The sequence below is a fragment of the Actinomycetospora lemnae genome, from assembly GCF_028737315.1.
GTDB classification, from domain to species: Bacteria; Actinomycetota; Actinomycetes; order Mycobacteriales; family Pseudonocardiaceae; genus Actinomycetospora; species Actinomycetospora lemnae.
On the sequence record NZ_JAQZAO010000007.1, the window covers coordinates 57,215 to 80,271 of the forward strand.

Below are 23,057 nucleotides of genomic sequence, written 5' to 3' on the forward strand. Positions count from 1 at the left end.
TCCCCGTCCGGCGGGGTGGGCAGGTACGGTCAACCACGAACGAGCGCACCGACCGCGGTGCGCCGGAGGGGACACGAGGTCTGCTGCGATGGCACGCATCGGCGACGGCGGTGACCTGCTGAAGTGCTCCTTCTGCGGGAAGAGCCAGAAGCAGGTCAAGAAGCTCATCGCCGGTCCGGGCGTGTACATCTGCGATGAGTGCATCGACCTGTGCAACGAGATCATCGAGGAGGAGCTCGCCGAGGCCGGCGAGGTCAAGCTCGACGAGCTCCCGAAGCCGACCGAGATCCACGACTTCCTCGATCAGTACGTGATCGGCCAGGACGACACCAAGAAGACGCTCTCGGTCGCGGTCTACAACCACTACAAGCGGGTGCAGGCCGGCGAGAAGAACCGCGAGAACAGCCGCAACGACGACACCGTCGAGCTGGCGAAGTCGAACATCCTCATGCTCGGCCCCACCGGCTGCGGCAAGACCTACCTCGCGCAGACCCTCGCGAAGCTGCTCAACGTCCCGTTCGCCATCGCGGACGCCACGGCCCTCACCGAGGCCGGCTACGTGGGCGAGGACGTCGAGAACATCCTCCTCAAGCTGATCCAGGCGGCCGACTACGACGTCAAGCGCGCCGAGACCGGCATCATCTACATCGACGAGGTCGACAAGATCGCGCGGAAGTCGGAGAACCCGTCGATCACGCGCGACGTCTCCGGCGAGGGCGTCCAGCAGGCCCTGCTGAAGATCCTCGAGGGCACGACGGCGTCGGTGCCACCCCAGGGTGGGCGCAAGCACCCGCACCAGGAGTTCATCCAGATCGACACGACGAACGTCCTGTTCATCGTGGCCGGGGCCTTCGCGGGCCTCGAGAAGATCATCGCGGAGCGCGTCGGCCGTGGCGGTCTCGGCTTCGGCGCCGACATCCGCTCGAAGGCCGAGATGGAGTCCGCCGAGTCGTTCGGCGACACGCTCCCCGAGGACCTCATCAAGTTCGGCCTGATCCCCGAGTTCATCGGCCGCGTGCCGATCGTCGCCTCGGTGTCGAACCTCGACCAGCCGAGCCTCGTGCAGATCCTCACCGAGCCGCGCAACGCGCTGGTCAAGCAGTACCAGAAGCTCTTCGAGATGGACGGCGTCGAGCTCGAGTTCGCCCCCGAGGCGCTCGAGGCCATCGCCGACCTCGCGATCCTCCGCGGCACCGGTGCCCGCGGTCTGCGCGCGATCATGGAAGAGGTCCTCAACCCGGTGATGTACGACATCCCGGGTCGTGACGACGTCGCCAAGGTCGTGGTCACCGAGCAGACCGTCAAGGAGAACGTGAACCCGACGATCGTCCCGCGCCAGCCCTCGCGGCGGGAGCGGCGCGACAAGTCGGCCTAGCTCGACACCCCGGGTCAGCCGGCCCGGCGCGGTCCCGCGCCGGGCTGCTGGTCGCGGGCGTGACGGCCGAGGAAGCCGATCACGTCCGGCATGACCCGCGCGTAGTACACCCCGTCGTGGCGCCCGGGGCCGATCGTCGCCACCTCCGGGCGCGCGAGCGCGACGTAGCGCCGCGTGGCCTCGACGAAGGGGTCGGCGTCGCCGCACCACACGCCCGTCGGCACGCCGGCGAGCTCGGGGCAGAAGCGCAGCGGGTCGTGCGCCTCCCAGTCGGGCCGATCCCGGAACGGGCGGCGCGCGGCGGCCCGCCAGTCGGTGAACAGGCCCGGGCTGATGACGCCGACGGCTCGCGTCGGGCGCTGGCGTCGCACCCGCTCGCGGGTGTAGAGCAGCGCGCCCGCCCCGCCCATCGACACGCCCGTGGCCATCGCCGGCTCGCCCGGCAGGTCGCCGGGTGCGGGGGTGGTCGCGAGGCCGCGCTCGCGCAGCCAGGCGGGCAGCTCCTCGAGGAGCATGCGCAGCGGGTCGTCGCCCCGGGTGTAGGGGTGCCAGTAGTTGTCGCCGCCGTCGACGGCGACCAGCGCGAACGTCGGCACGCCGCGGGCCCAGGCGTCGCCGAGCAGCCTGCGGTTGCCGGCCTCGCCGAACCACAGCGCGTTGCCCCGCAGCCCGTGCAGCGCGACACACACCGGCAGCCCGCTGCGGTCCGCGTCCGGCGGCAGCACGGTGACGAGCCGGACCGCGCGGCCACGTGCGGTGGAGCGGATCCACTCGACGGTGCTGACGGCGTCGGTCGGCGACGGCCGGCGCGGCGGGTCCGGGATCCGCTGGGGCGGGGGCGCCGGGTCGTCCTGGCCGACGAGCAGCCCGCCCCCCCCCAGCGCCCCGGCGACCCCGAGGGCGCCGGCGGAGCCGAGGAGGAACTGGCGACGGGTCGGTCGGGCGGGCACGGTCGGCGTCCTCCCTCCACGCGAGCCGGGGTCCTCCGGCACCGTACGGCCCGGGGACCCGCGTGGGCGGGCCTCGGGCGCCCGATCGGCCCCGTCAGCCCCCGACCAGGGGAGCATCCTCGGTGACGATCCGCTGCGTCCCCGCGTACACGTTCATCGAGCGGCCCCGCAGGAAGCCCACCAGCGTCATGCCCGACTCCCGGGCCATCTCGACGGCCAGCGACGACGGCGCGGACACGGCCGCGAGCACCGGCACGCCCGCCATGACCGCCTTCTGGGTCAGCTCGAACGACGCGCGCCCCGAGACCATGAGCACGGTGCCGCCCGCGGGGATCCCGCCCTGGAGCAGCGCGTACCCGAGCACCTTGTCCACGGCGTTGTGCCGCCCGACGTCCTCGCGGGCGACGACCAGCGTGCCGTCGGCGCGGAAGAGCCCGGCGGCGTGCAGCCCGCCGGTGCTGTCGAAGACGGCCTGGGCCGCGCGCAGGGTGTCGGGCAGGCCGGCGAGGACCTCGGGGGTGAGGGTCACCGGGTCGTCGCCGGGCGCGTAGCGGGTCTTGGTCCGCACCGCGTCGAGGGACGCCTTGCCGCAGACCCCGCACGACGAGGTCGTGTAGAAGCGCCGCTCGACCGAGTCGTCCGGCGGCGCCACGCCGGGGGCGAGGGCGATGTCGAGGACGTTGTAGGTGTTGCGGCCGCTGTCGTCGACCGAGTCGCAGTAGCGGGCCGTCGAGACGTCCTCGCGGTCGCCGATCACGCCCTCGGTGAGCAGGAAGCCGTGCGTGAGCTCGACGTCGTGCCCCGGCGTGCGCATCGTGACCGCCAACGAGCGGCCCGCGACCCGGATCTCCAGCGGCTCCTCGGCGGCGAGGGTGTCCGGGCGCCGCCGCGTCTCGCCGTCCTCGATGTGCAGCACCGGCCGCTTCACCGTCACGCGTCCCATGACCGCCTCCGATCCGTGGCTGTGTGTGATCGGTGTGTGACTCTTCGCCCGACCGGGTATCGGCCGTCGTACCGGACGGTGGCGGCGAAAGGGGACCATCCATGGCCGGCGGCTTCTTCGATCGCTCCTCCATCGTCGCACCACCGGGATGGAGTCGCTGGCTCGTTCCCCCGGCGGCGCTCGCCGTCCACCTCGGCATCGGTCAGGCCTACGCGTGGAGCGTGCTCAAGACGGGTCTCGGCCAGGGGCTGCAGCTCTCCGGCACGGCGACGGCGCTGCCCTTCCAGCTCGCCATCGTCATGCTCGGTCTGTCGGCCGCCGTCTTCGGCACGCAGGTCGAGCGGCGCGGCCCACGCTGGGCGATGGCCGTCGCGACGGCCTGCTTCGCCGCCGGGTTCCTCATCTCCGCGGCCGGCATCGCCATGGGGCAGTACTGGCTGGTCATCGTGGGGTACGGCGCCGTCGGCGGCATCGGTCTGGGCATCGGCTACATCTCGCCGGTGTCGACGTTGATCAAGTGGTTCGTCGACCGCCCCGGCATGGCGACCGGCATCGCCATCATGGGCTTCGGCGGCGGCGCGCTCATCGCCTCGCCGGTCGAGACCGCCCTGCTCAGCGCCTTCGGTCGGACGCCCGGCGGTCTCGCCTCGACCTTCCTCGTCCTGGGCATCGCGTACGCGATCTTCATGTCGCTCGGCTGGCTGCTGATCCGGGTGCCCCCGGAGGGCTGGCGCCCGCCCGGCGCCGCGGCGGAGTCGGAGGACCCGGCGCAGCGGGGCCCCGCCGTCTCGGTGTCGAAGGCCGTCCGGCTGCCGCAGTTCTGGTTCCTGTGGATCGTCCTGTGCTTCAACGTCACCGCGGGCATCGGCATCCTCGAACGCGCCGACGGCATCTTCCGCGACTTCTTCGGGTCCACCACCACGGCGCAGCAGCTCGCCGGCGCGGCGGCGGCGTTCGTCGCGATCCTCTCGCTGGCCAACATGCTCGGCCGGTTCGTCTGGTCGTCGACGTCCGACCTCGTCGGCCGCAAGAACATCTACCGCATGTACCTCGGCCTCGGCGCCCTGCTCTACCTGGTCATCCTGACCCTCGGCGAGGGCAACAAGGTCATCTTCCTCATCGCGTCGCTGCTGATCCTGTCGTTCTACGGCGCCGGCTTCGCCACGGTCCCCGCGTACCTCAAGGACCTCTTCGGCACCTACCAGGTCGGCGCGATCCACGGCCGGCTGCTCACGGCGTGGTCGGCGGCCGGCGTGCTCGGGCCGCTGATCGTGAACGCGATCGTCGACGCCAGCGACGCCGAGGGCCCGGCGCGCTACACCACGTCCTTCATCATCATGACCGCGCTGCTGGCGATCGGGTTCGTGGCCAACGAGCTGATCCGCCCGGTGGACCCGAAGCACTACGTCAGTGACGCCGAGCGTGCCGCGCCCGAGGGCTCGGCCGCCGCCGAGGAGCGCCGACAGGGAGCGACCCGATGACCGACCGCACCACGTCCGCCCCCACCGGCGGTCGCCTCGTCCTCGCCGTCGTCGCGTGGCTGTGGGTGCTGATCCCGTTCGTCTACGGGGTCTACTCCCTCGTCCTCAAGGTGCCGGCGCTCTTCTGAGCCGGTCCGGGGCCGCGGGCGACCGGTCGTAGCATCGAGGGTGATGACGAGCGACGACCGATGGGGCTCCGTCCACGCCGACCAGGACGCGTCCGGGGATGCGGACGCCGACGAGCTGGCCCAGCTCCTGGCGATGGCGGGCGGTGCCGACGACTCCGGCTCCGGGCCGGGCGGCGGTGCGCTCGCCGACGCGCTGAGCCAGGGCGTCACGACGGGCCCGACCGACGACCGGTCCGGTCACGAGCCCGACGACGCCGAGGCGCTCGCGGCGCTGCGCGCCGTGGAGGCCGAGCTCGACGAGCGCTGGCCCGAGACCCGGATCGCGCCGTCGCTCGACCGCATCCGCGCGCTGGTCGAGGTGCTCGGCGACCCGCAGCGGTCCTACCCGGCGATCCACGTCGCCGGCACCAACGGCAAGAGCTCGGTCACGCGGATGATCGACGCGCTGCTGACGCGCATCGGCCCGCGCACGGGGCGGTACACCAGCCCGCACCTGCAGCGGGTCACCGAGCGGATCGCGATCGACGGGGCGCCGATCAGCGCACGGCGCTACGTCGAGATCTACCAGGAGATCGCCCCGTTCCTCGGCATCGTCGACCGCGCGCAGGGCGACGGCCCGAAGCTCTCGAAGTTCGAGGTGCTCACCGGCATGGCCTTCGCCGCGTTCGCGGACGCGCCGGTGGACGTCGCGGTGCTCGAGGTCGGGCTCGGCGGGACCTGGGACGCCACCAACGTCGCCGACGCCGTCGTCGCCGCGATCACGCCGATCGACATCGACCACGTGAACTACCTGGGTCCGGAGCTCGGCGGGATCGCCGCGGAGAAGGCCGGCGTCATCAAGCAGGGCGCCGTCGCCCTCATGGCCGAGCAGTCGCCCGAGGCCGCGAAGGTGCTGCTCGAGCGTGCGGTGGCGATGGACGCCGAGGTCGCGCGCTCGGGGATGGAGTTCGGGGTGCTCGGGCGCGACGTCGCCGTCGGGGGCCAGCAGCTGCGCCTGCAGGGGCTCGGCGGCGAGTACGACGACATCTACCTGCCGCTGTTCGGCGAGCACCAAGCGAAGAACGCGGCGCTGGCGCTCGCGAGCGTCGAGGCGTTCTTCGGTGCCGGGGCGTCGCGCAAGCTCGACATCGACGCCGTCCGCGACGCGTTCGCCTCGGTGCGCGTGCCCGGGCGGCTCGAGCGGCTGCGCTCGGCGCCGACCGTCGTCGTGGACGCCGCGCACAACCCGCACGGCGCACGGGCGGCGGCCGCCGCGGTGCGCGAGGAGTTCTCGTTCCGCCGGCTGGTCGGGGTCGTCGCGATCCTGGGCGACAAGGACGCCGAGGGGATCCTCGCCGCGCTCGAGCCGGTGCTCGACGAGGTCGTCGTCACCGCCGTCAGCTCGCCGCGCGCGATGGACGCCGACGAGCTCGGCAGCCTCGCGGTCGGGTACTTCGGCGCCGACCGCGTGGTCGTCGAGACGCGGATGGACGCCGCGCTCGAGACCGCGATCGGGCTCGCCGAGGAGACCGACGACCCCGACACCCCATTTGCCGGCGCGGGCGTGCTGGTGGTGGGTTCGGTCGTCGCGGCCGGCGAGGCTCGCACCCTGCTGGGGCGGGAGCCGCAGTGACCACCTCGGGAGACGGAACGGAGCGGAGCTCGACCGTCGGGCCCGACGGCGGCGCGGCGGCGCGCAAGGCGTTCCGCGGGCCGGCGAGCGCCTGCCTGTCGCTCGAGGTCGTCATCGTGCCGCTCGGCCTGCTCGTCATGGACAAGGTCGAGGGCGGGCTGACGCCGGCGAAGATCGCGTGGGTGGTCGTCCTGACGCTCGGGATGATCGTCGCGATCGCGACCTTCTCGCGGCCCTGGGGCCTGCCGCTGGCCCTGGGCCTGCAGGTGCTCATGCTGCTCGGCTGGCTCGTGTCCCCGTCGCTGGGCGTGCTGGGGCTGGTGTTCTGTCTGGTGTGGGCGCTGATGCTGTGGATGCGGCACGAGGTGCTGCGTCGCCAGCGGGAGTGGGCCGAGCGGGGCGCGTGACCCGGCTCGTTAGGCTCGTGCCCCGTCACTGCGGTACATCTGTGAGGGGAACGACGTGGACGAGCGCACCCTGGTGCTGGTCAAGCCCGACGGCGTGGCGCGGGGCCTGGTCGGCGAGGTCATCTCGCGCATCGAGCGCAAGGGCCTGCGCCTGGTGTCGCTGGAGCTGAAGACCGTCGACCGCGGCCTCGCCGAGCAGCACTACGCCGAGCACGAGGGCAAGGGCTTCTACGAGGACCTGCTGAGCTTCATCACCTCGGCGCCGGTCGCCGCGATGGTCGTCGAGGGCCCGCGCGCCGTCGCCGCCTTCCGCCAGATCGCCGGCGGCACCGACCCCGTCGAGAAGGCCGTGCCCGGGTCCATCCGCGGCGACCTGGCCCTCGAGACGGGCTCGAACATCGTGCACGGCTCCGACTCGCCCGAGTCCGCCGAGCGCGAGATCAAGCTCTGGTTCGGCTGATCGCCTGACGCCGGGTGGGCCCTCCGGGCCCACCCGGCGGCGTGGCCCCGGGTGGGCCGGACCGCCCGGGCGGCTCGTTACCCTGGGTGGGTGGTCGAGTCCGTGTTCGAGAGCCTGGAACCCCTGCTGCCCCGGGTCCGCAAGCCGGTGCAGTACGTGGGCGGCGAGCGCAACGCGGGGACCAAGCCGTGGGAGTCGGTGCCGGTCCACTGGGCGCTCTGCTACCCCGACGCGTACGAGGTCGGGCTGCCCAACCAAGGCCTGATGATCCTCTACGAGGTCCTCAACGAGCGCCCCGACGCGCTCGCCGAGCGCACCTACGCCGTGTGGCCGGACCTCGCCGCGCTGATGCGCGAGCACGGGGTGCCGCAGTTCACCGTCGACGGCCACCGGCCGGTCGGTGCGTTCGACGTGCTCGGCGTCAGCTTCGCCACCGAGCTCGGCTACACGAACCTCCTGTCGATCCTCGACCTCGCCGGCATCCCGCTCCGCGCCGCCGACCGCACCACCGAGCACCCCTTGGTGCTCGCGGGCGGTCATGCGGCGTTCAACCCGGAGCCGGTCGCCGACTTCGTCGACCTCGTCGCCCTGGGCGACGGGGAGGAGGTCGTCGGCGACATCACCGACGTCGTCAAGGCGGCGCAGACCGAGGGCCTGGACCGGCGGGAGACCCTCGAGCGCCTGGCCGCGGTGCCCGGCGTCTACGTCCCGGGGCTCTACGAGGTCACCTACGGCGACGACGGCACCATTGCCGCGGTCACGCCGACCAGCCCGGCGGCCCCGGATCGCGTCCACAAGCGGACGACCTCCGACCTCGACGACTGGCCCTACCCCAAGAAGCCGCTCGTGCCGATGGCCGAGACCGTGCACGAGCGGATGAGCGTCGAGATCTTCCGCGGCTGCACGCGCGGGTGCCGCTTCTGCCAGGCCGGCATGATCACGCGCCCGGTGCGCGAGCGGTCGCCGCAGGGCGTGGGGGAGATGGTCGAGCAGGGGCTGAAGAGCTCGGGCTACCACGAGGTGGGCCTGCTCTCGCTGTCGTCGGCCGACCACTCGGGCATCGGCGAGATCGCCAAGGGCCTCGCCGACCGCTACGAGGGCACCGGCACCGGGCTGTCCCTGCCCTCCACCCGCGTCGACGCGTTCAACGTCACCCTCGCCGAGGAGCTGACGCGCTCCGGCCGCCGCAGTGGCCTGACCTTCGCCCCCGAGGGCGGGTCGGAGCGGCTGCGCAAGGTGATCAACAAGATGGTCTCCGAGGAGGAGCTCATCGCGACCGTCTCCACCGCGTACGAGCACGGGTGGCGCCAGGTCAAGCTCTACTTCATGTGCGGTCTGCCGACCGAGACCGACGAGGACGTGCTGCAGATCGCGTCGATGGCCCACGAGGTCATCCGCGCCGGCCGCAAGGCCGCGGGCCGGGGCGACGTGCGCGCGACGGTGTCGATCGGCGCCTTCGTGCCCAAGCCGCACACGCCGTTCCAGTGGGCCGGGCAGACGGCGCCCGAGGTGGTCGACGCGCGGCTGCGCAAGCTCCGCGAGGCCATCAACAGCGACCGCTCGCTGGGCCGCAACATCGGCCTGCGCTACCACGACGGGCAGCCCAGCCTGGTCGAGGGCCTGCTCAGCCGGGGTGACCGGCGAATCGGTCGCGTCATCGAGCGCGCCTGGCGCGAGGGCCAGCAGTTCGACGGCTGGAGCGAGTACTTCTCCTTCGAGCGCTGGGTGGCGGCCGCCGCGAGCGAGCTCCCCGACCAGGGGGTCGACCTCGCGTGGTTCACCACCCGCGAGCGCGGCGAGCACGAGGTCCTGCCCTGGGACCACCTCGACTCCGGGCTCGACCGCGGCTGGCTCTGGGACGACTGGCAGGACGCCCTGGCCGCCGAGGAGCAGGACGACTGCCGCTGGACGCCGTGCTTCGACTGCGGCGTGTGCCCGACGATGGGCACGGAGATCCAGATTGGCCCGCATCAGGTGATACAGCCGGGGCGTCCCTCGCTGCCGATCACGCCGGTCGAGCACCGCACGTCCACCCCTGTCCGCAACCCCGCCTTCGCGACCACCGCGACCACCGCGACCACCGCGACCACCGCGACCGCGGCGGGGCGTGCGGAGTGAGCGGGGCCGAGCGCCCGTGAGCGCGGCCGGGTCGCGCCCCGATCAGCCCCGGTCACCGGAGCGGACGGAAGCGCCGGCAGGTACGGAACGTCCCGCGCCCGAGGTCCGGGTGCGCCGGGCGGGCCCGACCGACGGCGACGCGGTCGCGGCGCTGCGCCGTGCCTGGGTCGAGCAGCGCGGCCGCGCCGCGCCGGGCGAGGACCCGGGCTTCGAGCAGGTCTTCGCGACGTGGTGGCGCGCCGAGCTCTCGCACCACGTCGTGTGGGTGGCCGAGGCGGAGAGCGGCGACGGCTGGGACGTCGTCGGGTCCCTCGACGTCGCCGAGGTCGCCGCCATGCCCGCGCCCGGGCGGCCGGGGGAGCGGTGGGGCTACGTCGGCAGCCTCGTCGCGCTCGGGGCCGCGCCGCGCGGGGTACCCCGCAAGCTCCTCGGCGCGGCCGTCGCCCACGCCCGCGAGCGAGGGCTGGTGCGGCTGGTGCTGCGCCCCTCGCCGGCGGGCGCGGCCTTCTACCGCGCCGCCGGGTTCGCCCCGGCCGGCGACGACATCGTGGTCCTCCCCACCGGCGGGGGACCGGGAGGGACGAGCTGATGGCGGAGACGCAGGCCGGACGGCCCTCGGCGCTCACGGCCAAGGCCGGCGACGCGCCGCACCCGTCGGCGCCGGTCGTCGGGAAGCTGCGCATGCGCTACGCCAAGCGCGGGCGGGCGCGGTTCAGCTCGCACCGCGACATCGCGCGGACGATGGAGTGGACGCTGCGCCGCGCGGGGGTGCCGGTGGCGCTGTCGCAGGGGTTCAGCCCGCACCCGCGGCTCTCGTGGATCGGCGCCGCTCCCACGGGCGCGGCGAGCGAGGCGGAGTACCTCGAGATCGGCGTCACCGAGCACCTCGACCCGGCGCTCGTGGCCCGCGAGGTCGACGCGGTGCTGCCCGACGGGCTCGCCGTCATCGAGGTCGTGCCGGCGGGACCGGGCGCGCTCGCCGACCGGATCGACGCCAGCCGCTGGGAGATCGAGACGCCCGGCGTGTCCGACGACACCCTCGCGCCGGCGATCGCGGCGTTCCTCGCCGCCCCGGAGGTGTCGGTGGAACGCGTCACGAAGAACGGCCCGAAGCCGCTGGACGTGCGAGCAGCGGTCGCCGAACTGCGTCTTTCGCTCACCCGGACGGACGAACCGGTCGACGCCGACCGGGAGGACCGTGCACGAGCGGCGACGTGTGGGAGACTGACGGCGGTCGTACGGCACACCACGCCGGCCGCACGACCCGACGATGTGTGCAGTGCCCTCCGCGCCGTCGCCGGCCTCGAGTTCCCGGAGCCCAACAGGGCCACCCGGTGGGCGCAGGGACGGCTCGACGAGCGCGGGGAGCTGATCGACCCGCTCGCGGCGGACCGCGCGGCACCCACCGCGTAGTCCCCAGGACGGGCCCGGTCGGCCTCGGTGCTCCCACATCGGCGACCGCACGGTCCGACGGCTCCCGAACTCGCCGGCCGTGCCGCAATCGGCGGCCGTCCCCGACGACCGCCCAGGCGAGACCACGCGAGGCCCCCGTGTGGCCGCGACCCCCGGGTCGCGCCCGGGGGCGGAGGAGATGGATGACCGACATCGACACCCCCTCCGGCGGAGACTCCGCCGCGGGGGGTTCCGTCGCACCCGGACGCCCCGACGACGCGGTTCTGGCCGCGCTCCCGGACAAGGCGCGGGTGCACGCCCTGGCCCGCGTCCTGGGCACGTCCAGCCGCGAGCTGCTGGCCGTGCTCGCCCGGCTCGGGGTGGGGGCGCGCAGCGCGCAGTCCAGCGTCGACCGTGGCGTCGTCGCCCGGGTCGTCGAGGACCTGTTCCCGACGCCGGGTGCCCCGGCCGGCACCACCGTGGCCGGTCCGATCGCCGAGGCCACCCCGAGCGCCGCGCCGGTGCTCGACGACCTGCCGGAGCCCGCGGACTCGGTCTCAGCGCTCGACACCGCCCCTGACACCACAGACGACACCACTGGTGTCGCGGACAGTGCCGGAGAGAGTGTCGGTGACGCCGCGACGACCCTGCCCGGCCAGGCGCCCGCGAGCGCGCCGAGCGTGGCCGCGCCGGCCTTCGCCGCGCCGATGTTCCTGGCGCCCGAGTCGACGAGCACCCCGGAGGCCGCGCCGTCCCGCACGCGCCGCCGTCGGGGCAGCCGCTCCACCGGCGTCGTGACCCCGGGCGAGGCCACCGAGACCGAGACCACCGGCGAGCCCACGCCCGCCGAGGACGAGCAGCCCGCCACCACCGAGGCGTCCACCCCGGCCGACACCACCGCGGCGCCCGAGAGCGGGCCCGAGTCGGGCGAGCCCGGCGACGGTGACGACGACGAGGACGGCGGCCGCCGCCGTCGGCGCCGCGGGCGCCGCGGGCGCGGGCGCGGCCGCGGCGGCAGCGACGACACCGACGGCAGCGACACCGGCGAGGGCGGCGACGCCGAGGGCGACGACCAGGGCGAGTCGGACGACGCGTCGGGTGACAGCTCCGCCGAGACCGACGCGGGCGACGACGACAGCGGCGACGACGAGGACACCGCCGAGGGCAGCGAGGGCGAGTCGTCCGGCGGCTCGCGGCGGCGTCGTCGCCGGCGTCGTCGCTCCTCCGACGCCGACAGCTCGTCGGGCGACACCCCCACCGAGGGCGACGACCCGCCGGACACCGTCACCCACGTCCGCGACCGGGTCGAGCGCCCCGAGGGCGGCCGCTCGTCCAACGACGAGGTGCGCGGGGTCAAGGGCTCGACGCGGCTCGAGGCCAAGCGCCAGCGTCGCCGCGACGGCCGCGAGTCCGGACGCCGCCGCCCGGCGATCCTCTCGGAGTCGGAGTTCCTGGCCCGCCGCGAGGCCGTCGAGCGCACGATGGTCGTGCGCCAGCAGGCCGGCCGCAGCCAGATCGGGGTGCTCGAGGACGGCGTCCTCGTGGAGCACTTCGTGGCGGGCGAGGGCCAGAACTCGATGGTCGGCAACGTCTACCTCGGCCGGGTGCAGAACGTGCTCCCGTCGATGGAGGCGGCGTTCGTCGACATCGGCCGGGGCCGCAACGCCGTGCTCTACGCCGGCGAGGTCAACTGGGACGCCTCGGGCCTCGAGGGCAAGCAGCGCAAGATCGAGCAGGCGCTCTCGACCGGCGACCAGGTGCTCGTCCAGGTCACGAAGGACCCGGTCGGCCACAAGGGCGCCCGCCTGACCACCCAGATCAGCCTGCCCGGCCGCTTCCTCGTCTACGTGCCCGCGGGCGGGGCCACCGGCATCAGCCGCAAGCTCCCCGACACCGAGCGCAAGCGCCTCAAGGAGATCCTCAAGCGGATCGTCCCCGACGAGTCGGGCGTGATCATCCGTACGGCCGCCGAGGGCGTCAGCGAGGAGGACCTCGAGCGCGACGTCCGCCGGCTCACCGCGCAGTGGGAGGCGATCGAGAAGTCGGCCTCCGGCGCGAAGAGCGCGAAGGGCCCGACGCTGGTCTACGAGGAGCCCGACCTCCTCATCCGCGTCGTCCGCGACATGTTCAACGAGGACTTCTCCTCGCTCGTCGTCTCCGGCGAGCGGGCGTGGGAGACCCTCGAGGGCTACGTCTCGCACGTCGCGCCCGAGCTCGCGGGGCGCCTGACGCGTCACGTCGGTCCGCAGGACGTGTTCGCCGCGTACCGGATCGACGAGCAGCTGATCAAGGCGCTCGACCGCAAGGTCTGGCTGCCCTCGGGCGGCACGCTGGTCATCGACCGCACCGAGGCGATGACCGTGGTCGACGTCAACACCGGCAAGTTCACCGGCTCCGGCGGCAACCTCGAGGAGACGGTCACCCGCAACAACCTCGAGGCCGCCGAGGAGATCGTCCGCCAGCTCCGGCTGCGCGACATCGGCGGGATGATCGTCATCGACTTCATCGACATGGTCCTGGAGTCGAACCGCGACCTCGTGCTGCGCCGGCTGACCGAGTGCCTGGGCCGCGACCGCACGCGCCACCAGGTCTCCGAGGTCACCTCGCTCGGCCTGGTGCAGATGACGCGCAAGCGCGTCGGCCAGGGCCTGCTCGACGAGTTCTCGACCACCTGCGAGCACTGCCGCGGCCGCGGCGTCATCGTCTCCACCGAGCCGGTGATCGGTCACGACCACGGCGCGTCGGGGTCCAACGGCAGCAGCACGAACGGCCAGGGCGGCTCGACCGGCTCGAACGGATCGAACGGGTCGAACGGCTCGGGCAAGGGCTCCGGTGAGGGCTCCGGCGGGTCGTCCGGGCGTCGGGGCCGGCGTGGTCGCCGGGCCGAGCGCTCCGAGGGCGCGTCGCCCGCGACGGTCGCGGCCGCCACCGGCCTGCTGCCCGGCGGCGACGACGAGGACGAGCCGGAGACCGTCGAGACCGCGACCGAGGTCACCGCGGAGGTCACGGCGGAGACCACCGCCGAGGCCGGCGCCGGGGAGTCGGGCACGGTCGGGGACGGGGACGCCGCCGCCGAGACCGTCGTCGAGGCGGACGAGGCCGAGGTCGAGCTGGAGGCGGGCCTCGCGACGGCCAGCGCCGCGGAGGCCGAGGAGACCGACGCCGCCGGCGACGCCGAGTCCGTCGAGCAGACGATCCACGAGGCGGTCCAGGCCGAGGTCGCCCTGGAGGCCGACCTCGCCGAGCACACCCCGGGGGCCAACGGCACCGTGCCGGAGACGGCGCCGGAGAGCCCCGCCGAGCCCGAGCGCCCGCGCATCACGGGCGCCATCGGCGGCGGCAACGGTCACGGCCGGGACGACGGCGTGGTCACGCCTGCGGGGCCGGCGAGACCGGTCGGCGAGGAGCCGACGCCGGAGCCGGCCGCGGTGCCCACGGGCACCGGCTCGGCCCGTCCGCGGCGGCGTCGCGCCGCGTCCCGTCCGGCCGGTCCGCCGGCGGACGCGTCCAGCAGCTGATCCTCCCGGCACCCCGGGGTCCGGACCCCGGGGTGCGGGCGGGTACCCTAGGACGTCGGTGCCCGCCGGGTCACGAGCAAGCCACCCGCGGCACCAGCGCGCCGGGTCCGCACCGCACGGGCCGCGCCGGAGCCGGAAGCCACACCGTCAGACGAGGAGTCCCGCGGAAGATGTACGCGATCGTGAAGACCGGCGGCAAGCAGTACAAGGTCGCGGTCGGCGACGTCATCGACGTGGAGCTCCTCGACGGTGACACGGTCGACCTCCAGCCGGTGCTGGTCGTCGACGGCAGCACCGTGCTCAGCTCGGCGTCCGACCTGGAGAAGGTCTCGATCTCCGGCAACATCGTCGGGGACGCCAAGGGCCCGAAGATCAAGATCATGAAGTACAAGAACAAGACCGGGTACAAGCGGCGCGTCGGCCACCGCCAGCGCTACAGCCGCCTCGAGGTCACCGACATCTCGAAGTAAGGGGAGCAGACATGGCTCACAAGAAGGGTGCGTCCAGCTCCCGCAACGGTCGCGACTCCAACGCCCAGCGGCTCGGGGTCAAGCGCTTCGGCGGACAGGTCGTCAAGGCCGGCGAGATCCTCGTCCGCCAGCGCGGCACCAAGTTCCACCCGGGCGTCGGTGTCGGCCGCGGCGGTGACGACACGCTGTTCGCCCTCGTCCCCGGCGCCGTGACCTTCGGGTCGCGCCGTGGACGCAAGAACGTCAACGTCATCCCGGCGGAGGAGACCGCCTCCGCCTGATCGGTCGCACGGAGCGCAGCGGAGCTGCGGCGCCGGAGGCCGATGACAGACATCCAGCAGTACCGTCAGGGGTGGGTCCGGGACGCGGACCCACCCCTTTCGTTCGTCAGCACCCCTCGAGGACCGGGAAGGACAGCACGCCGCGATGGCCCGCTTCGTCGACCACGTGACACTGCACGTCACGGCGGGCAGCGGCGGCCACGGCTGCGCGTCGATCCGCCGGGAGAAGTTCGTGCCCCTCGGAGGCCCGGACGGCGGCAACGGCGGGCGCGGCGGGGACGTCGTCCTCGTCGTCGACCCCGGTGTGCACACCCTGCTCGACTTCCACCACCGCCCGCACGCGACGGCCGGCAACGGCCGCCCGGGCCAGGGCAGCTTCCGCAACGGTGCGAACGCCGAGGACATCGAGCTCGCGGTGCCCGAGGGCACGGTCGTGCTCGACGCCGACGGCGAGGTGCTGCACGACCTCACCGGGACGGGCACGCGGTTCGTCGCCGCCCGCGGCGGGCGGGGCGGGCTCGGCAACGCCGCGCTCGCCGGGCCGTCGCGCAAGGCGCCCGGCTTCGCGCTGCTGGGGGAGCCCGGCGAATCGCGCGACCTCGTCCTCGAGCTGCGGTCGATGGCCGACGTCGGGCTCGTCGGCTATCCGAGCGCTGGCAAGTCGTCACTGGTCAGCGCGCTGAGCGCCGCCAAGCCGAAGATTGCCGACTACCCGTTCACCACGCTCGCCCCCAACCTCGGCGTCGTCTCCGCGGGCGGCAGCACGTTCACCGTCGCCGACGTCCCCGGGCTCATCCCGGGCGCGAGCAGCGGCAAGGGCCTGGGCCTGGACTTCCTGCGGCACATCGAGCGCTGCTCGGTGCTCGTCCACGTCGTCGACTGCGCGACGTTCGAGCCCGACCGCGACCCGGTCTCGGACATCCGCGCGCTCGAGCACGAGCTCGCGGCCTACACCCCGGCCCTGGGCACCGACCTCGCCGCGCGGCCCCGCATCGTCGCCCTCAACAAGATCGACGTGCCGGACGCCGCCGAGCTCGCGGAGATGGTCCACGACGACGTGGCGGCGTTCGGCTGGCCGGTCGTCGAGATCTCGACGGCGTCGCACGCGGGGCTCGACCGGCTCGCCTACGCCATGGCCGCCGCGGTCGACGACGCCCGCGCGAGCGCGGTGCCCTCGACCGCGCCGCGGGTCGTGCTGCGGCCCACCGCGGTCGACGACACCGGCTTCACCGTCGAGCCGGACCCCGAGGAAGGGTTCCTCGTCAAGGGCGAGAAGCCCGAGCGGTGGGTCCGCCAGACCGACTTCACCAACGACGAGGCCGTCGGCTACCTCGCCGACCGGCTCGCGCGCCTCGGCGTCGAGGAGGCCCTCGCCGAGGCGGGCGCGGTGCCCGGCGACATGGTCACCATCGGCGTCCACACCTTCGACTGGGAGCCCTCGACCCCCGCCGGCGTCGCCGCCATGCGCGGCAACCGGGGCACCGACCCGCGCCTCGAGGGCCAGGGCCTGGCCGAGCGCGCCTCGGCGTCCGAGCGCCGCGCCGCCCGCGACGAGCGCCGCCGCCACCGCAGCGACGACGAGCTGGGCGTCGCGCCCTGGCACGAGGACTACGACGAGGACGAGCGGTGAGCGCCCGCGAGGCCGTCGCGGGCGCGCGGCGACTCGTGGTCAAGATCGGGTCGTCGTCGCTGACCACCGTCGACGGCGGGCTGGACGTCGCCAAGCTCGACGCGCTCGTCGACGCCGTCGCCGCGCGGGCCGCGGGCACCCAGGTGGTGCTCGTGTCGTCCGGGGCGATCGCGGCCGGCCTGCGCCCGCTCGGGCTGCCGCGGCGGCCCCGCGACCTCGCGACGCAGCAGGCCGCGGCCGGCGTCGGGCAGCTGCACCTGACCCGCGCGTACGCCGAGGCCTTCGCCCGCCACGGCCGCACGGTCGGGCAGGTGCTGCTGACCTCGCACGACGTGGTGCGCCGCCAGCCCTACCGCAACGCGCAGCGCACGTTCGAGCGCCTGCTCGGCCTCGGTGTCGTGCCGGTGGTCAACGAGAACGACACGGTGGCCACCGACGAGATCCGCTTCGGCGACAACGACCGGCTCGCCGCGCTCGTCGCCCACGTGATCTCCGCCGACGCCCTGGTGCTGCTCTCCGACGTCGACGGGGTCTACGACGCCGACCCGCGCTCGCCGGGCGCCACGCTCGTCCGCGAGGTGACGGGCGGCGCCGACCTCGCCGGGGTCCGCGTCGGCAAGCCGTCCTCGCTGGGCACCGGCGGCATGGCGTCCAAGCTCGCGGCCGCCGACCTCGCCAGCGGCGCCGGGGTGCCCGTGCTCGTCGCCTCCGCCGCGGACGCGACCGCCGCGCTCGCCGGCGCCGGGGTCGGCACGGTGTTCGCGCCCCACGGCCCCCGGCTGTCCGCCCGCCGGTTCTGGCTGCGGCACATGGCCGGCACCCGCGGGCGCCTGCACCTCGACGACGGCGCCGTGCGGGCCGTGGTCGGGCGCCGCCGCTCGCTGCTCGCGGCCGGCATCACCGGCTCCGACGGCGACTTCGAGTCCGGGGACGTCGTCGACCTCGTCGACCCGCGCGGGGAGGTCGTCGCCCGCGGCGTCGTCGGCTTCCACGCCGAGGAGCTCCCCGAGATCACCGGCCGCTCCAGCGACGACCTCCCGCCCGAGCTGCGGCGCGAGGTCGTGCACGCCGACGACCTCGTGCCGGTCGTCCCCACGATCCCGGAACCCGCCCCCGCCGAGGTGAGCTCGCCGTGACCACGACCCCCGCCGACACCCTCACCGCGACCGGCACCGACCCGGCCGCCATCGTCCGCGACTGCGGCCGCCGTGCCGCCGCGGCCGCCCCGCGGATGGCCGCGGCGGCCGACCACGAGGTCGCCGCCGCACTGCGCGGGATGGCGGCGCTGCTCGCCGAGGCCGCGGACACGGTCCTCACCGCGAACGCCGCCGACGTCGAGGCCGCCGAGCGCGCGGGCACCACCCCCGCGCTCGTCGACCGCCTGCGCCTCGACCGCGACCGCCTCGACGCCATGGCCGAGACGCTGCTGGAGCTCGCCGACGTCCCGGCGCCCGAGACCGACACGGTGCTCGAGGAGCGTCCGGACGGGCTGCGGCTCATCGAGCGCCGCCGTCCGGTCGGGGTCATCGGCGCGAACTTCGAGGCCCGGCCGAACGTGGTGGTCGACGTCGCCTCGCAGCTGGTGAAGTCGCGCAACGCCGGCGTGCTGCGCACCGGCGGGGCGGCGCTCGCCTCGGCCACCGCGCTCATGGAGGCCGTCGTCGCCCCCGCCCTCGCGGGAGCGGGCCTCGACCCCGACGCGGTCGTGCTCGTCACCGACCCGCGCCGGGAGTGCGCGGTCGAGCTGGTCCGGAACCCCGGGCTCATCCCGCTGGTGATCCTGCGCGGGTCCGGCGACACCACCCGCTCCCTCGGCCTCGAGGCGGCCCAGCACGGCGTGCGCACCCTCGCGCACGCCGACGGTGGCGGCGTGCTCTACGTCGACCGCGCGGCGACCACCGAGCTCGCCCACCACCTCGTCACCACGTCGATCGACCGGCTCGGCGTCTGCAACCGGCTCAACCTGCTGCTCGTCGACCGCCACCGTTGGGACGAGCTGGTCCCCGGCCTCGTCGGTCTCCTCGAGGGCCACGGCGTACGGGCCTCGCTGCCGCCGCACGACCACCCCCTCGGTCACGAGTGGGCGCTCGACGACGGGAACGAGGCCACGGTGACGGTCGCGCCCGCCGACGGGCCCGCCGACGCCGCGGCGATCGCCAACCGCGAGACCTCGGGCCTGGCCGCGACGATCGTCACCGCCGACGAGGCGGAGGCCCGCACGTTCCTCGACGCCTACGCCGGCACCGGCGCGTTCTGGAACGCGACGACGCGCCTGCTCGACGGCGTCAAGCTGCGCCGGGTGCCCGAGACCGGCATCAACGTCGACCACGTCCCGGGCCCGCGCGGGCCGGTGGTGTTCACCGACCTGTGCCTGCGCCAGTTCGTGGTCGTCCCGGCGTCGACGGCGATCGGGCACCCGGAGTAGGACGGTGTCGGGCCTCCGGCGCGGCAGCTCCGCTGCGCTCGGCTCGTGCCGGTGGGCGCGGCCCGACGCCCGTCGCGCTCGGTGTCGACGGGGTCGACGCGCGTCCACGGGCCGAACAGCCCGGTCGCGAGGCGGCTGAGCAGCTCGACGACCTGCGGCGGCGCCCCGGTCCGGGTGACGGCAGGGGAGGGTGGTCAGCCCCCGGCCTCGGCGATCTCCTTGATCTTCCGCAGCGTCCCGCGCATGTTCGCCCGGTTGGTGCGCCCCCGCGCCCGGCCGGCGATCGCCCAGTAGATCCGGGTCCCCGCGCTCGGGGTGAGCCGGAAGGACTCGGTGACGTCGGTGCCATCGCCCGCGGGCACGAAGCGGTAGTGCCAGTTGTTGATCGGCCGCCCGCCGACCAGCACCTCGAACCCGAACTCGCGGCCCGGCTCGCAAGCCGTGATGCGGCACGTCGACCAGTAGGTGGGCCCGCGCCCGTTGCGCAGCACGTGGCCGCGGAAGCGCTTGCCGACCGCCGGCCCGGTGGCGCCGTCGAGCCACTCGGCCTCGAAGGTCTCCTCGCTGTAGCGGTGGGTCTGGGTGACGTCGGCGACGAGGGCCCACACGGTCTCGGGTGCGGCCCGGACGTGCTCGGTCACGGCGTCCTGCATCGGTGTGACTCCTCGCGTGTCTCAGCGGCCGAGCACGACGCCGCGGTCGCGCACGAGGTCCCAGACGTCGTAGGGCAGGTCCGCCCAGGCGAAGACGTCGTCGACGGTGGCGAACCGCCCGGCGGCGCCGCGGCACGCCACGATGCGCTCGGCATGGGCGGGCGCGATCCCGCAGGTCCTGGCGATCACGGGTCCGGGCGCGGTGTTGAGGTCGACGAGCCCGCCGTCGTCGTAGGCGCGCGGCAGGTCGGGGCGCCCGACGCGCAGGTCCCGGGCCAGCAGCGGGTCGTCGGCGGCGAGGCGGCGGGCCTCGGTGCGGCGCGTCCGGGCGGCCAGGGCCGCCTCGACGGCCGGGTCCGGGGGCGGCCGGTCCCAGCTCGTCGGCTTCGCGCGGGGGCCGAACACCTGGGGCCGGAGGACGATCAGGGCCACGAGGCCCGCGACGAAGCCGGTCCAGATGCCCGCGGTCGCGAGGCCTCCGGCGACCCCGACGAGACGGCCCTCGGGGTCGCGCCCGGCCGCGCCGGCGCCGACGAACGTCGCGACCAGGAGGACGAGCGCCGCGACCAGGACCGCGATGTGGCCCGGGCGCCGGGTGCGGACCGCCGCGTGGGCGAGCGGCACCGGGAGCAGCAGGCCGGCGCTGAGCACGTGCACGAGGAACCACCACCCGCCCCGGGTGAACCAGGTCCCGGGACGGGTGCCCACCGTCGTCATCAGGTCGACAGCTGGTCGCGCAGGACGCGCTTGAGGAGCTTGCCCGACTGGTTGCGGGGCAGCTCGTCGACGAAGTGGACGTGCTTCGGGGTCTTGTAGCCCGCGAGGCGCGCACGGACGTGGGCGATGAGGTCGTCCCGCAGGGTCGAGCTCCGCTCGGCGTCGTCTCCCGCGGCGGAGACCTCCGGCTTCGTCACCACGAACGCCGTCACGGCCTCGATCCACCGCTCGTCGGGGGTGCCGATCACCGCGACCTCGGCGACCGCCGCGTGGGTGTAGAGCGCGTCCTCCACCTCGCGGGACGCGACGAGCACCCCGCCGGTGTTGATCACGTCCTTGATCCGGTCGACGACGGTGATGTAGCCCTGCTCGTCGATGCGCACGAGGTCGCCGGAGTGGAACCAGCCGTCGCGGAAGGCCTCGGCGGTCTCGTCGGGCTTGTCCCAGTAGCCCTCGCAGAGCTGCGGGGAGCGGTAGACCACCTCGCCGATGCCGCCGGGCTCGACGTCGTCGCCGTCGTCGTCGATCACCCGCAGCTCGACGAACAGCACCGGGCGCCCGCACGACTCGGGACGCTCGTCGTGCTCCTCGGGCTGCAGCACGGTGGCCAACGGGCCGATCTCGGACTGGCCGAAGCAGTTGTAGACGCCGAGCGCGGGCAGCGCCTCGCGGAGCCTGGTCAGGATCGGCACCGGCATGATCGACGCGCCGTAGAACGCCTTGCGCAGGCTCGTCAGGTCGCGGGTCGAGAAGTCGGCGTGGTTGACCAGCGGCACCCACACCGTCGGCGCCAGGAAGATCGCCCCGATGCCGTCGGCCTCGATCCGGCGGAGGATCTCCGGGATGTCCGGCGCCTCCATGAGGAAGTTGGTGGCGCCGACCATGAGGTAGGGCATGAGGAAGAGCTGCATGCCGGCCGAGTGGTACAGCGGCATGGCGTGCAGCGGGCGGTCGTCCTCCGACATCGCCAGCGCGTGCACGCCCGAGACGTACTCGTGCACGAGGCCGCGGTGGGTCATCATCGCGCCTTTGGGCCGCGAGGTCGTGCCCGAGGTGTAGAGCAGCTGGACGAGGTCGGTGTCGGCGACGGTCGCGAGGATCTCGGGCAGCTCGCCGCTGCTGGCCCGCTCGAGCAGCGAGCCGGGCGCGTCGCGCAGCGGCACGACCTGCTTGGGCTGGGCGGGCAGCGCATCGACGGGGCCCGCCAGCGCCGGGTCGATGAGCAGCAGTCGGCTGCCCGACTGCTCGACGAGGTAGCCGAGCTCCTCGCCGGTCAGCGCGTAGTTGATCGGCACGTGCACCGCGCCGAGCCGCGCGCAGCCCAGGAACGCGAGCAGGTAGGCGTCGGAGTTCTTGCCGTAGGTGGCGACGCGGTCGCCCGCGCCGATCCCGAGCTCACCGAGGAACCCGGCGGCCCGGGTGACGGCGTCGTCGAGCTCGCGGTAGGTCCAGGTGCGGTCGGCGAAGTGCAGGGCGACACGGTCGGGGGTGCGGCGCGCGCTGCGGGCCAGCACCCCGTCCACCGTGCTCGAGCGGGTGTCCACGGGGTGAGTTCTCTCCTCGGCGTCGCCGATGGGGGTCGACCGTCAGGCGTGGGCGTCACCGACGGCGATCTCGCCGCCGGCGCTGACGTCGGCGTACACGCCGGCGCAGGCCCACTTCCCGCCGACGACGGGGTGGGAGATGTCGATGCGGTTGTTCTTGGCGACCGTGCGCAGGGTGTTGCGGTCCTCGGGGAGGTCCTGCTGCGCCATCGTCGTCATGACGCAGCGCATGGTCTGGAAGCTGAACGCGAGCCGGACGTCGTCGCCCAGCGTCATCTCGCGGCCCGGCCAGTCGTTCTCGACGAACCCCGGCTCGGTGTCGCTGAGGACGACGTTGGGGCGGTAGCGGCGGGCGTCGAAGTCGCTCTCGGGCGCGAGCTCGCGCAGGCGCTGCAGCGTCGACTCGGTGATGACGTGCATGGCGCACAGGTCGTAGAAGCGCCCGGGCGGGGCGAACCCGGCGACGTCGAAGTGGCTGATGGCCTCGCCGGTGTCCTCCTGGCGCTTCGTGGTCGCCTCGATGATGTGCTCGGGTCCCAGCTCGGCGCGCTCGACACCCTCGATGTCGACCCAGAGCTCCTCGAACGCCACGCCGTCCGGCGGCGTCGTGATCAGCTTGACCTCGCGGCCGAGGACGTCGGAGAGCGCCTGGTCGATGTCGGGGTCGTCGCTGCGGCGGGTGGAGCCGTCCGGGAACGTGATGACCACCGGCGGCGCGGCCTCGCCGGGCACGGGCTCGCCGGTGTACGCGGCGGAGAACCCGAGGAGCTTCGCCCACCGCTTGGGCACCTTCGCGCTGGCGACGATGCCGGTCTCGACGTCGAGCACGGCGTAGGCGCGGTCGCCGATCACACCCCGCTCGTCGATCACGGCACGGCTGAGGGTCTCCCCGAGCATCGACTTGACGGGATAGCGGTACAGGGCGGCGATCGTCACACCGCAGGGCTTACCAC

At 74.1% G+C, this 23,057-nt stretch carries 21 protein-coding genes; 15 read left to right on the top strand and 6 right to left on the bottom strand.

The genetic code is table 11. The features are described from left to right. Nucleotides 1-88: 88 nt before the first annotated feature. On the top strand, nucleotides 89-1,375 hold the full coding sequence (clpX, locus tag PGB27_RS16895; protein WP_274201551.1) for an ATP-dependent Clp protease ATP-binding subunit ClpX: 1,287 nt from the start codon (nucleotides 89-91) through the stop codon (nucleotides 1,373-1,375). A 14-nt stretch (nucleotides 1,376-1,389) separates the two neighbouring features. On the opposite strand, the gene PGB27_RS16900 is transcribed toward clpX, so the two are convergent. Both PGB27_RS16900 and fdhD read right to left on the bottom strand, forming a co-directional pair. Beyond that, nucleotides 1,390-2,325, bottom strand: a complete 936-nt coding sequence (locus PGB27_RS16900) for an alpha/beta hydrolase (RefSeq protein WP_274201552.1) — start codon at nucleotides 2,323-2,325, stop codon at nucleotides 1,390-1,392. 94 nt (nucleotides 2,326-2,419) lie between these two features. Then, on the bottom strand, nucleotides 2,420-3,268 hold the full coding sequence (fdhD, locus tag PGB27_RS16905; protein ID WP_274201553.1) for a formate dehydrogenase accessory sulfurtransferase FdhD: 849 nt from the start codon (nucleotides 3,266-3,268) through the stop codon (nucleotides 2,420-2,422). 101 nt (nucleotides 3,269-3,369) lie between these two features. Between fdhD and PGB27_RS16910 the strand changes: the two genes are divergently transcribed. The 14 genes from PGB27_RS16910 to PGB27_RS16975 all read left to right on the top strand — a co-directional run bounded on the left by PGB27_RS16910 (nucleotide 3,370) and on the right by PGB27_RS16975 (nucleotide 19,190). Beyond that, nucleotides 3,370-4,749 carry an OFA family MFS transporter gene (locus PGB27_RS16910; protein WP_274201554.1) on the top strand — a complete coding sequence of 460 codons (1,380 nt, stop codon included), beginning with the start codon at nucleotides 3,370-3,372 and terminating at the stop codon, nucleotides 4,747-4,749. Beyond that, nucleotides 4,746-4,877 (top strand): MFS transporter small subunit, encoded by a 132-nt coding sequence (locus tag PGB27_RS16915; protein ID WP_274201555.1) that lies wholly within the window; start codon nucleotides 4,746-4,748, stop codon nucleotides 4,875-4,877. The genes PGB27_RS16910 and PGB27_RS16915 overlap by 4 nt, the downstream gene beginning before the upstream one ends. 43 nt (nucleotides 4,878-4,920) lie before the next feature. Beyond that, the gene (gene folC, locus PGB27_RS16920; protein WP_408630084.1) at nucleotides 4,921-6,489 is read left to right on the top strand and encodes a bifunctional tetrahydrofolate synthase/dihydrofolate synthase; all 1,569 of its coding nucleotides are present in this window, start codon (nucleotides 4,921-4,923) and stop codon (nucleotides 6,487-6,489) included. Beyond that, nucleotides 6,486-6,896 (top strand): DUF4233 domain-containing protein, encoded by a 411-nt coding sequence (locus tag PGB27_RS16925; RefSeq protein WP_274201556.1) that lies wholly within the window; start codon nucleotides 6,486-6,488, stop codon nucleotides 6,894-6,896. The genes folC and PGB27_RS16925 overlap by 4 nt, the downstream gene beginning before the upstream one ends. A gap of 55 nt (nucleotides 6,897-6,951) precedes the next feature. After that, nucleotides 6,952-7,356, top strand: a complete 405-nt coding sequence (gene ndk, locus PGB27_RS16930) for a nucleoside-diphosphate kinase (protein WP_274201557.1) — start codon at nucleotides 6,952-6,954, stop codon at nucleotides 7,354-7,356. Between the two features lie 90 nt (nucleotides 7,357-7,446). Beyond that, nucleotides 7,447-9,474, top strand: coding sequence for a TIGR03960 family B12-binding radical SAM protein (locus tag PGB27_RS16935; RefSeq protein ID WP_274201558.1), 2,028 nt, complete (start codon nucleotides 7,447-7,449; stop codon nucleotides 9,472-9,474). 109 nt (nucleotides 9,475-9,583) lie between these two features. Next, nucleotides 9,584-10,063: a GNAT family N-acetyltransferase gene (locus PGB27_RS16940; protein ID WP_274201559.1), complete on the top strand. Its 480-nt coding sequence runs from the start codon at nucleotides 9,584-9,586 to the stop codon at nucleotides 10,061-10,063. Next, complete coding sequence (locus tag PGB27_RS16945) at nucleotides 10,063-10,887, top strand: TIGR03936 family radical SAM-associated protein (protein ID WP_274201560.1); 825 nt, start codon at nucleotides 10,063-10,065, stop codon at nucleotides 10,885-10,887. Before PGB27_RS16940 ends, PGB27_RS16945 begins: the two co-directional genes overlap by 1 nt. 182 nt (nucleotides 10,888-11,069) lie before the next feature. Further along, nucleotides 11,070-14,384, top strand: coding sequence for an Rne/Rng family ribonuclease (locus PGB27_RS16950; protein WP_274201561.1), 3,315 nt, complete (start codon nucleotides 11,070-11,072; stop codon nucleotides 14,382-14,384). Between the two features lie 170 nt (nucleotides 14,385-14,554). Then, nucleotides 14,555-14,854, top strand: a complete 300-nt coding sequence (gene rplU, locus PGB27_RS16955) for a 50S ribosomal protein L21 (RefSeq protein WP_274201562.1) — start codon at nucleotides 14,555-14,557, stop codon at nucleotides 14,852-14,854. An 11-nt stretch (nucleotides 14,855-14,865) separates the two neighbouring features. Continuing rightward, nucleotides 14,866-15,135 carry a 50S ribosomal protein L27 gene (rpmA, locus tag PGB27_RS16960; protein ID WP_274201563.1) on the top strand — a complete coding sequence of 90 codons (270 nt, stop codon included), beginning with the start codon at nucleotides 14,866-14,868 and terminating at the stop codon, nucleotides 15,133-15,135. A gap of 145 nt (nucleotides 15,136-15,280) precedes the next feature. Further along, entirely contained in the window at nucleotides 15,281-16,765 is a 1,485-nt protein-coding gene (gene obgE, locus PGB27_RS16965; RefSeq protein WP_274201564.1) for a GTPase ObgE, read from the top strand. Continuing rightward, entirely contained in the window at nucleotides 16,762-17,901 is a 1,140-nt protein-coding gene (gene proB, locus PGB27_RS16970) for a glutamate 5-kinase (protein ID WP_274201565.1), read from the top strand. The genes obgE and proB overlap by 4 nt, the downstream gene beginning before the upstream one ends. Then, a complete protein-coding gene (locus tag PGB27_RS16975) occupies nucleotides 17,898-19,190 on the top strand; it encodes an aldehyde dehydrogenase family protein (RefSeq protein ID WP_408630085.1) in 1,293 nt (430 codons plus the stop codon). Before proB ends, PGB27_RS16975 begins: the two co-directional genes overlap by 4 nt. A 194-nt stretch (nucleotides 19,191-19,384) precedes the next feature. Here PGB27_RS16975 and PGB27_RS16980 read toward each other — a convergent pair whose 3' ends face one another. The 4 genes from PGB27_RS16980 to PGB27_RS16995 are packed head-to-tail and all read right to left on the bottom strand — an operon-like array spanning nucleotide 19,385 to nucleotide 23,040. Next, nucleotides 19,385-19,843: an SRPBCC family protein gene (locus PGB27_RS16980; protein WP_274201566.1), complete on the bottom strand. Its 459-nt coding sequence runs from the start codon at nucleotides 19,841-19,843 to the stop codon at nucleotides 19,385-19,387. Nucleotides 19,844-19,864: 21 nt separating this feature from the next. Next, nucleotides 19,865-20,560, bottom strand: coding sequence for a helix-hairpin-helix domain-containing protein (locus PGB27_RS16985; protein ID WP_274201567.1), 696 nt, complete (start codon nucleotides 20,558-20,560; stop codon nucleotides 19,865-19,867). After that, complete coding sequence (locus PGB27_RS16990; protein WP_274201568.1) at nucleotides 20,560-22,104, bottom strand: acyl-CoA synthetase; 1,545 nt, start codon at nucleotides 22,102-22,104, stop codon at nucleotides 20,560-20,562. Before PGB27_RS16990 ends, PGB27_RS16985 begins: the two co-directional genes overlap by 1 nt. A gap of 42 nt (nucleotides 22,105-22,146) precedes the next feature. Continuing rightward, entirely contained in the window at nucleotides 22,147-23,040 is an 894-nt protein-coding gene (locus PGB27_RS16995; protein ID WP_274201569.1) for an MOSC domain-containing protein, read from the bottom strand. Nucleotides 23,041-23,057: the final 17 nt, after the last annotated feature.

Coding starts and splice junctions, on each gene's coding strand:
- folC (WP_408630084.1), top strand. CDS start 4,921: ATGACGAGCGACGACCGATGGGGCTCCGTCCACGCCGACCAGGACGCG.
- obgE (WP_274201564.1), top strand. CDS start 15,281: ATGGCCCGCTTCGTCGACCACGTGACACTGCACGTCACGGCGGGCAGC.
- clpX (WP_274201551.1), top strand. CDS start 89: ATGGCACGCATCGGCGACGGCGGTGACCTGCTGAAGTGCTCCTTCTGC.
- PGB27_RS16980 (WP_274201566.1), bottom strand. CDS start 19,843: ATGCAGGACGCCGTGACCGAGCACGTCCGGGCCGCACCCGAGACCGTG.
- rplU (WP_274201562.1), top strand. CDS start 14,555: ATGTACGCGATCGTGAAGACCGGCGGCAAGCAGTACAAGGTCGCGGTC.
- rpmA (WP_274201563.1), top strand. CDS start 14,866: ATGGCTCACAAGAAGGGTGCGTCCAGCTCCCGCAACGGTCGCGACTCC.
- PGB27_RS16985 (WP_274201567.1), bottom strand. CDS start 20,560: ATGACGACGGTGGGCACCCGTCCCGGGACCTGGTTCACCCGGGGCGGG.
- fdhD (WP_274201553.1), bottom strand. CDS start 3,268: ATGGGACGCGTGACGGTGAAGCGGCCGGTGCTGCACATCGAGGACGGC.
- PGB27_RS16950 (WP_274201561.1), top strand. CDS start 11,070: ATGACCGACATCGACACCCCCTCCGGCGGAGACTCCGCCGCGGGGGGT.
- PGB27_RS16945 (WP_274201560.1), top strand. CDS start 10,063: ATGGCGGAGACGCAGGCCGGACGGCCCTCGGCGCTCACGGCCAAGGCC.
- PGB27_RS16910 (WP_274201554.1), top strand. CDS start 3,370: ATGGCCGGCGGCTTCTTCGATCGCTCCTCCATCGTCGCACCACCGGGA.
- PGB27_RS16915 (WP_274201555.1), top strand. CDS start 4,746: ATGACCGACCGCACCACGTCCGCCCCCACCGGCGGTCGCCTCGTCCTC.